The organism is Nonomuraea sp. NPDC050404 (assembly GCF_040655495.1).
Lineage (GTDB): Bacteria > Actinomycetota > Actinomycetes > Streptosporangiales > Streptosporangiaceae > Nonomuraea.
On sequence record NZ_JBFAKB010000008.1, the window covers coordinates 306546 to 315258 of the forward strand.

The 8713-nt window shown below is 69.4% G+C and carries 9 protein-coding genes; 4 read left to right on the forward strand and 5 right to left on the reverse strand.

Annotation, left to right across the window (positions count from 1 at the left end; translation table 11 throughout):
- Positions 1-20: 20 nt before the first annotated feature.
- A complete protein-coding gene (locus AB0I81_RS24520; RefSeq protein WP_360660403.1) occupies positions 21-518 on the reverse strand; it encodes an acyltransferase family protein in 498 nt (165 codons plus the stop codon).
- A 102-nt stretch (positions 519-620) separates the two neighbouring features.
- Here AB0I81_RS24520 and AB0I81_RS24525 point away from each other — a divergent pair, with 102 nt between their 5' ends.
- Together AB0I81_RS24525 and AB0I81_RS24530 are read left to right on the forward strand one after the other, a co-directional pair.
- A complete protein-coding gene (locus AB0I81_RS24525; RefSeq protein WP_360660406.1) occupies positions 621-1871 on the forward strand; it encodes a histidine kinase in 1251 nt (416 codons plus the stop codon).
- Complete coding sequence (locus tag AB0I81_RS24530) at positions 1856-2503, forward strand: response regulator transcription factor (protein ID WP_360660408.1); 648 nt, start codon at positions 1856-1858, stop codon at positions 2501-2503. Before AB0I81_RS24525 ends, AB0I81_RS24530 begins: the two co-directional genes overlap by 16 nt.
- Before the next feature lie 44 nt (positions 2504-2547).
- Here the strand turns inward: AB0I81_RS24530 and AB0I81_RS24535 are convergent, their stop codons facing one another.
- From AB0I81_RS24535 to AB0I81_RS24545, 3 genes are all read right to left on the reverse strand, one after another.
- On the reverse strand, positions 2548-3303 hold the full coding sequence (locus AB0I81_RS24535) for an MFS transporter (RefSeq protein ID WP_360660411.1): 756 nt from the start codon (positions 3301-3303) through the stop codon (positions 2548-2550).
- Positions 3288-3812: a hypothetical protein gene (locus AB0I81_RS24540; protein ID WP_360660414.1), complete on the reverse strand. Its 525-nt coding sequence runs from the start codon at positions 3810-3812 to the stop codon at positions 3288-3290. Before AB0I81_RS24540 ends, AB0I81_RS24535 begins: the two co-directional genes overlap by 16 nt.
- Positions 3813-4279: 467 nt before the next feature.
- Entirely contained in the window at positions 4280-4708 is a 429-nt protein-coding gene (locus tag AB0I81_RS24545; protein WP_360660417.1) for a helix-turn-helix transcriptional regulator, read from the reverse strand.
- Positions 4709-5189: 481 nt separating this feature from the next.
- Between AB0I81_RS24545 and AB0I81_RS24550 the strand changes: the two genes are divergently transcribed.
- A complete protein-coding gene (locus tag AB0I81_RS24550; protein ID WP_360660420.1) occupies positions 5190-6020 on the forward strand; it encodes a helix-turn-helix domain-containing protein in 831 nt (276 codons plus the stop codon).
- A gap of 10 nt (positions 6021-6030) precedes the next feature.
- A complete protein-coding gene (locus AB0I81_RS24555; protein WP_360660423.1) occupies positions 6031-6441 on the forward strand; it encodes a VOC family protein in 411 nt (136 codons plus the stop codon).
- Between the two features lie 884 nt (positions 6442-7325).
- On the opposite strand, the gene AB0I81_RS24560 is transcribed toward AB0I81_RS24555, so the two are convergent.
- Entirely contained in the window at positions 7326-8243 is a 918-nt protein-coding gene (locus tag AB0I81_RS24560; RefSeq protein WP_360660425.1) for an aldo/keto reductase, read from the reverse strand.
- Positions 8244-8713 lie beyond the last annotated feature (470 nt).

Below are 8713 nucleotides of genomic sequence, written 5' to 3' on the forward strand. Positions count from 1 at the left end.
GCCCTCTCCCATCGATGCTGTCAGAGCACGCGGCGGACCCCGGGAAGCCGCCGGATCGGCCCGGCGAGCGCGAAACAGGCCGGGAGCACCACGACGGCCGCGACGAGGAACTTCACCGGCGTGGGCAGGTCCAGCACGCGCAGGAGATGACCGGCCGCCGTCACCACGAACGCGTGCGTCACGTACACGGTGAAGACGTGACCGGACAGGTACCGGCGCAGCGGCCCCTGGGTGTTCAGCCGCCCCCGGAAGAAGGCGAGCAGCGCCAGGACGACGCCGACCGCGAAGGCGGAATCCCACAACGCGTAGAACAGGGAGCCCAGGGAGCCGTACCCCATCATCGCCCCGGTTCCGCCGGCCAGCGCGAGCGGAAGGAACACCACGGTCGCCCCGGCGGCCATGCCGAGCCCGGCTCTGCCCGTCCGCGCGGTGATGCTGTGGAACCAGCCGCGCCGGTACGCCACGGCCCCCAGGACGAAGAAGCAATCGGGCGGGCGGCGCGGTATCGGTCCAGGCACACGGATGGGTGTGGCTAGCCCCACTACCGGGCTGACCAGGGCGATCGCGGGCGCCGGGCGGTGCACAGTGGAAGCACCGGATGAGTTGACGAAGGAAGAGACATGAGAGTGCTGGGTTCGTGGCTGGCGCGCGCCGGCGTGGGATTCGTACGGGCGTGCGTCGTGGCGGTCGTCAGCCTGCTGGTCCCGGCCGTGTGGGCGGCCGCGGTGGCGCTGGGGATCCGGTGGGGGGCGGGTAATCCGTGGTCGTGGGTGGCGCCGGTCGTACTGGTGTGCGCGGGCACGCTCGCGCTGTCCCGCCCGGTCAGCCGCACGATCCGCTTCCTCGTCGCGCAATGGACCGCCACCGTCATCCCCGCCGGGTACCGGCAGGCCGGGCCGGTGACGCAACTGTCCACCGGGTACTGGTGGAACGGCTTCAGCTACGAGCGCACCAGCCGCGACGCCTTCATGGACCAAAAGTGGCGGGTCCGGTGGGGCGACCCCGCGACCTGGCGCGACCTGCGGTTCACCGCGATCGTGCCGTTCACCGCGGGCGTGATCGCCGCGATCCCGCCGGCCGGAGCCATGGAGGCGCTCTTCGGCCTGGTCCAGCCGTCGCCCGCGCTGCGCGTCATCGGCGCGATCGTGGCCGTCGCAGCCGCCCCGTACGCCTGGCGGGCCGTCGTGCCGGTGGCCGTCCGTTTCCTGCGCGCCACGCCCGCGATGACGCTGGCCGACCGGGTGGACGAGCTGACGGCCCAGCGCGCGGACACCACGGTCGCGCAGGCCGCCGAGATCCGCCGGATCGAGCGGGACCTGCACGACGGAGCGCAGGCGCGCCTCGTCGCGCTCGGGATGTCACTGGCGACCGCGGAAAGGCTGATGAAGATCGACCCCGACCAGGCCATGGCGCTGCTGCGGGAGGCGCGGGCCGGTGCCGCCACGTCACTGAGCGAACTGCGCGACCTGGTCAGGGGCATCAGCCCGCCGGTGCTGAACGAGCGGGGGCTGGTCGATGCCGTTCGCGCGCTCGCTCTGAACAGCCCGCTCGAAACGGAGGTCAGCGCCGACCTTCGGGCCCGCCTGGAGCCGCCGGTCGAGTCCGCCCTGTACTTCGGTGCCGCCGAACTGCTGACCAACGCGGTCAAGCACGCCCATGCGACCCGGGCGCGGATCTCCATCTCCAGGGACGGCACTGACATCGTCGTCGAGGTCGAGGATGACGGCCGGGGCGGGGCCGGCGTGCGGGCCGGAGGCGGGCTCGCGGGACTGCGCCGCCGCCTGGCGGTCTTCGACGGCTCCCTCGAGATCACCAGTCCGGCGGGCGGTCCGGCCCGTGCGAGGATGGTGCTGCCATGCGCGTCCTTGTAGCCGAAGACCTCTACCTCCTGCGTGACGGGATGATCCGCCTGCTGGCGGCGTACGGACACGAGGTGGTGGCGACGGCGGCCACCGGGCCCGAGACGCTCGACGCGATGCTGACCCGGCGGCCGGACGTGTCCATCGTCGACGTCCGCATGCCGCCGACCCAGTCGGACGAGGGGCTGCGCGCGGCCCTCGCCGCCCGCCGTGAGGTGCCAGGGCTGCCGGTGCTGATCCTCTCTCAGCACGTCGAGCAGTTGTACGCCCGCGAGCTCCTGGCCGGTGGCACCGGCGGCGTCGGCTACCTCCTCAAGGAGAGCGTGTTCGACGGCGACCAGTTCGTCGATGCCCTGGAACGCGTCGCGGCCGGCGGGACCGCCATGGACCCCGCCGTCATCGCCGCGCTCCTGTCCACCGGACCCGCCGACCGGCGGCTCGACCAGCTCACCGAACGAGAGCACGCCGTGCTCGGCCTCATGGCGGAAGGGCTGTCCAACCAGGCAATCGGCCGGCGGCTGTTCCTCAGCGAGAGCGCCATCGGCAAGTACACCACCTCCATGTTCGACAAACTCGGCCTCACCGATGACGGCAACAACAACCGCCGCGTCCTGGCGGTCCTCACCTACTTGAACAGGACCTGACCAGGACTGCCGTACGGGCTCCCGCCGCCCCCGGCAGAACGCGTTCACCGCCTGTCAGGCGTTCCCGCGTGATTCGTACGCCCCCGCCTCAGCACGGCGAGCGCCGCGATCGGAAGCAACAGCAGGGTCAGCCCACCGGACAACACCAGCCCTCCGGTACTCCCCGCCAGCTCGACGAGGGGCCCACCGGTGGTCAGGCCGAGAGGCGCGGCCAGCGTGGATCCGGTCGTCCACAACGTGACCACCTGCTGCTGCTCCTCCGGCTCGACCCCCGACTGCAGGAAGCTGTACGCCACAGGCGTGAACGGCGCCCACACCAGACCACCCAGAGCAAACACGATCATGGCGAACGTGAGATCACCGACGAACGCGAGCACGACCGGGCACATCGCCCACAACCCGACGATCGCGATCAGCACATGACGCTGGGGGAGGTGCCGTAACTGGTTCACCAGCGCGGCGCCGGCGAACGCGCCCACTCCCAACGCCCCCCACATAAGCCCCAGGCCGGACGCGTCGGCCCCCAGTGATTCCCGTACATAAAGGGGCAGAGCCACCTCGATCGGCATGTAGAAGAAGTTGAAGAAGAACACGACGACCAGCAGCCGCGCGGCAACCGGCCGGCGGCGCAGGACCCGCCAGCCCGAGGCCCCGGCCCGCGCTCGACGCAGCGCGTCACGGCCCGCGCCCGTGCGGGGGATGGACGCCAGGACGGCGGCCAGCAGGATCAGCGCGCCGCACGCGTCCACGAAGAGCGCGACGCCCGCGCTGGTGGCGGCCACGATCAGGCCGCCCAGCACCGGCCGACGATGTAGAGCGCGAACGTGGTGTTCAGGCCGAGCAGGCCGTTGACGGCGAACTGCCCGTTCTCGCCCGCGAGGGACGTCGCCAGCAGACGGCGGCTACTCGAACCCGCCAGCCGGAACGTCGCGCCGAGGAGCAACCCCACGATCAGCACGGGCAGCGTGAGCCGTCCGGTGACGGCCAGCACGCCGAGGACGCTGAAGGTCAGCGACCGCAGCAGGCAGTCGGTGATCAGGAGGGTGCGCGGCGCCATCCGTACCCGTCCAAGGCCGATGGCCAGCGCGAGAACGGTCGACAGGACGAACGGCGCGGCCTCCACCAGACCGATGGCGATCGCCTTGGGCATGCTGCCGTGAATGGCGAGCGTCTGCACGGGCATGGCGACGATGATCATGCCTGTGCCGGCGTTGGACAGCAGATCACCCAGCAGCAGGACGGCAATCTGCCGGTCGCGCAGCACCTCGCGGTAGGACTGGTTGGCCTTGCGGGTTGTGGCGCTGGTCATGTGTTCCTGCCTTGCTTGCGCGAATCCTGTTTCCCGCAAAATCCGGACGGGATCCTGCGAGGCTTACGGGACCTTTGACGGGATCCTGATGGCCGACGGGATCCCCGGCGGCATTGTGGCTGCCGGGATTCTGACGGAGACCTGTGGCGGCCGGGACTCCGACGGGGACTTGCCGACTGTCGGGACCCTGTCGGGGACTTGCGGTTGTCGAGACCCTGCCGACGACTTGTCGGCTACCGGGACCCTGACACAGAGCCTGCGACTGTGACTGACGGGACCCAGACGTGGATTTGTTGGCTGCCCGGAACCCGACGCAGCTCAGTGGCTCGCGAGATCCAGCGCGAATCATGTGTTGTTCTTGGAAACCAGCACGTATCAGGTGTTGTTCTCGGCTCCCCATGCGAATCACACGGTTGGCGAGATTAGCGAATGCGCGATTCGCGAACCCCATGGCCTCATAAATCACGCTATGTCCGGTCGCCTGCCGATACTTCTCGATTCCTGACCGGCCGGGTCACCTTCTTCGCCACGCACGACGGCATCCCCGCCGTCGCACGCGCCGACTCGCGCCGGTAGACGCTGGGCGGCACCCCGACCAACTCGGCGAAGCGCGTGCTGAACGTGCCCAGCGACGAGCACCCGACCGCGAAACAGACCTCGGTGACACTGAGGTCGCCACGGCGCAGCAACGTCATCGCCCGCTCGATCCGGCGGGTCATGAGATAGCTGTACGGCGATTCGCCATACGCCAGCCGGAACTCGCGACTGAGATGCCCAGCCGACATGTGCACACCACGGGCCAGCGCCTCAACATCCAGCGGCTGCGCGTACTCCCGATCAATCCGGTCCCGAACGCGGCGCAGCCGCGCAAGGTCACGCAAACGCTGCGGATTCACGACCTCCTCCAGTACAGAACTGCTATCTCGCACCTCCGGACCATGGCTGGATCCTCGCACCTCCGGATCCCGGCGGCATCCTCGCATCTTCGAACCCCGTCTGCTGTCTCGCATGTTCGGACCCCAGCTTCGTCCTCGCACCTTCGGGCACCGGCTGCTGCCTCGTATGTTCGGACTCCGACCGTTGCCCTGCACGTCCGTGTACCGACCGTTGCGCCGCATCGCCGACTGCACGGCCACCTCAAACCTGTCCGCCACGATCGCGCAACCGCAGATCCCACTCCTGCCTCGCAGATTCGGACCCCGGTATCGAGCTGTTGCCTCACACGTTCGCACCCCGATGCTGAGCTGTCGTCCCACACGTTCGCATTCTCCCGAGCCGCCTCCCGACTCGTCCAATCCCGCCCCGGCGCCGACACCGCCCACGGCCCTATTAGCGCAGGTAAATGGCCATTTCAGCAGGTATGGTAGCGTCGTTCGCATGACCCCGGAAGACCTCGCCAACCTCGCTCATCTACGCAGGGCGCGGGATCTGATCGACCGGGAATTCGCACAACCGCTCGATGTGCCGACGATGGCCCGCCGCGCGCTCATGTCCCCGGCGCATTTCTCGCGACGGTTCCGAGCGACCTACGGCGAAACCCCCTACAGCTACCTCATGACCCGCCGAATCGAGCGGGCGATGGCGCTGCTGCGCGGCGGGATGAGCGTGACCGACGCATGCATGACGGTCGGTTGTACCTCGCTCGGCTCGTTCAGCTCCCGGTTCACCGAGCTGGTGGGAGAGACACCGAGCGCCTACCGCAGCCGAGAACACAGCGCCGTAGCGGCGATGCCCCCGTGCGTGGCAAGAATGCAGACCCGCCCGGTGAGAGATCAACCGAAGCCAAAGGCCCAAAGCCGTCCGCCGGAAGACCAGCCAAAGGCAGAGCTGCAATCTCGCCTCACGAAAGCCTCGCCAGAGGCAAAGGCCCAAAGCCGTCCGACAGAAGACCTGCAAAAGGCGGAGGCGCGAACTCGCCTTACAGGAGACCGGCCAGAGGCGAAGGCACAAGGCCGTCCGACAGAGGACCTGCGAGAGGCGGAGGCACCAAGCCGTCCGACAGGAAATCTGCCAAAGACGCAGACCCGCCCGACAAGAGATCTGCAGAAGACGAAGACGCAGACCAGCCCGACGAGAGATCAGCCGAAGACAAAGACGCAGACGCAGATCCGCCCGACAGGAGATCAGCCGAAGGCGAAGACGCAGACCGGCCCGACGGGAGACCTGCCGAGCAGGATCGGAGAAGCGGGCCGCATCGCCGCCGCCTAACGTTTGCGGCATGAACATCGCACTCAAGTACTGCCACATCACCGTCAACGACCTGGACGAGTCCCTCGCCTTCTACCGCGACGCGCTCGGCCTCGAAATTCGCAACGACGTCTCCTCCGGGGAGTTCCGCTGGGTCACCCTCGGCAGCCCGTCGCAGCCGAACCCCGAGTTCGTGCTCTCCGAACCGCACGCCGGCCGCTCCCAGGCCGACGGCGACGCCCTGCAGGAACTGCTCACCAAGGGCGTCCTACCGATGATCGTGTTCGACACCGACGACCTCGACGCGACCTTCGAGCAGGTACGCGCGTCCGGCGCCGAGGTGCTGCAGGAGCCCATCGACCAGCCCTGGGGCCCCCGCGACTCCGCCTTCCGCGACCCCTCAGGCAACATGGTACGCATCCAGCAGACGCCCAAGGCCTAACACCCAACCGCGCACCCCACGCCCAGCAACCACCAACAACCGGCCACGGCGGGCATGCCACAAAAGCAGCCCGCCCGGCCCGCCCCGACCCAATCCACCGGGTCCGCCCCCGCCTGACCCGATGGTCTGACCCGTCCGACCTGCCTGGCTCGCCCCGCCCGGCCTGACCCGACGGTCCGACCCGACCCCCCGGCCCGGTCCGACCCCCGACCTGACCCTCCGACCTGACCCTCCGACCCGGGCCGGCCTGGCTCCGACCCGGTCCGGCCTGGCCTGGCACCGCTCGGCTTGACCAGGCTTGCCCGACGGTCCGACCTGCCCGGTCCGACTCGCCTCGCCTCGCCTCGGCCCGGCCTGGCCCGCCCGGCCCGGTCGGATCTGCCTGGCCCGTCTCGTCCCGGCCCCGACGGTTCGACCTGCCTGGCCTGCCCGCGCCCCGACCTGGCTCGGCCCGGCCCTGCCCGCGCCCCGACCTGGCTTGGCCCCGTCCGGCTCGACCTGCCTGGCTCGACAGTCCGACCCGCCCGGTCCGACCCGACCCCCGACTCCCCGGCCTGGCCTGGCCTGGCACCGCCCGGCTCGACCAGCCTTGCCCGACGGTCCGACCCGGTCCGACCTGCCTGGCCCGCCCCGACCCGGCCTGGCTTGGCCCGGCCGTGCCCGCGAGCTGGCCTGGCTTGGCCCCGTCCGGCTCGACCCGCTTGGCCCGACGGTCCGACCTGTCCGGTCCGACCCCGGCCCGGTTCGCCCCCCCGACCCCACCCCTGACCCAGCCCGGGGCAGCCTGGCCTGGCACCGCCCGGCTCGCCCCGCCCGGCCTGGCCTTACTGGCCGGTCCTGCCCGGCTCGGTCCTGTGCGGCTTCGCCCGCTTTGTTTAGCCCTCCTAAGCTGCGGTGAGGCGGTCCAGCAACGCGTTGTACACGTCCGCCGGGAGCGGGCCCTTCTTGGCAGCCGTGACATTGGCCTGCACGTGCGCTACCTGGGTTGAGCCGACGATCACCGAATGCAGATCCGGATGGCTGAGGATGAAGCGAAGCAGGAGCTCCATCGTTGAGGCGCCGTCTAATAGATCATTCAGGCCTGCTGCGGTGAGCCGCGCATGGCGGTCGGCGAGTGGGCGGCGTACCGGCTCCGGCAGGACCTCGGGCGGGGCCGTGAGTGGGCGGGCGACCGAGCCGCGAGCGATCGTCCCCGCGCCGGCCGCGACGGCGGCGCTGATCAGTTTCTCGTGGGAGCGGTCGAGCGCCGAGTAGGGGAGGAGGAAGACATCGAACGCCCCTAGCGCGATGTGCTCAGGAAGGTGAGGCAGTTCCCCTGACATGCCCATGAAGCGGATCTTGCCCTCGTCCTGGAGCGCCAGCATTTCGGCGATGGTGTCCTCGGCCTGCATCACGGCCACGCTCGGGCTCATGTGCACCATCAAGATGTCAAGGTAATCGGTACGCATCCGGCGCAGGCTCTGCTCCACACACGCGCGGACGTTGGCCCTCGTGTAGACATGCGGCGGAACCGTTCGTGGGTCACCGCCGGCGGCGAGCGGGCAGCCGCACTTGCTGGAAAGGATGAACTCCTCGCGCCTGTGCGAAATCCAGCGGCCGATGTGCTTCTCGGCATCGCCATAGTCCGGCGAGGTGTCGATGACGTTCACTCCAGAGTCGAGCACCGAGTTCAACACCGTGCGGGCCTGTTCGTCGGTCACCGGTTTGCCCCACGCCTGTGGCCCGCGCAGCTCCATCGCCCCGTAGCCGAGGCGACTCGCCTCCAAACCGGTCCTTCCGAGGTTCGCGGTAGGCAGCGTCACGCGATCGCCCCCTCTTCGGGCGCAGTCGTCTTCACCTGTACAGCCACTTGATCTGGACCGCGCACTCCGCCGCGACCGCTGGGCTGGTCTGGGCCGCTCACTTCGCCGCGATCGCTGGGTTGATTCGGGCCGCTCACCTCCCCTGGACCGCTCCTTCCGCCCGGGCCACTCCCTACGTTCGGGTCGCTCTTTTCATCGGGGCCACTCCCTACATCCGGGGTGCTCCCTTCGTCTGGGCCGCCGGGCTGGCCTGGATAGCTCCCTTGGCCTGGCCCGTTTGCCTCGCCTGGACTGCTTCTCCGGCTTGGCTCGCTCGTCGCGCCTGCACCGTTCTTATGGTTTGACTCATTCGTCTGCGGCTGTCTGCTCGTCGGAGTCGGAGTCGGAGTCGGAGTCGGAGTCGGAGTCGGAGTCGGAGTCGGAGTCGGAGTCGGAGTCGGAGTCGGAGTCGGAGTCGGAGTCGGAGTCGG

Excerpts from the sequence above, each read along its gene's own strand:
- AB0I81_RS24555 (WP_360660423.1), top strand. The coding sequence starts at position 6,031 with ATGAACATCGCACTCAAGTACTGCCACATCACCGTCAACGACCTGGAC.
- AB0I81_RS24550 (WP_360660420.1), top strand. The coding sequence starts at position 5,190 with ATGACCCCGGAAGACCTCGCCAACCTCGCTCATCTACGCAGGGCGCGG.
- AB0I81_RS24540 (WP_360660414.1), bottom strand. The coding sequence starts at position 3,812 with ATGACCAGCGCCACAACCCGCAAGGCCAACCAGTCCTACCGCGAGGTG.
- AB0I81_RS24530 (WP_360660408.1), top strand. The coding sequence starts at position 1,856 with ATGCGCGTCCTTGTAGCCGAAGACCTCTACCTCCTGCGTGACGGGATG.
- AB0I81_RS24525 (WP_360660406.1), top strand. The coding sequence starts at position 621 with ATGAGAGTGCTGGGTTCGTGGCTGGCGCGCGCCGGCGTGGGATTCGTA.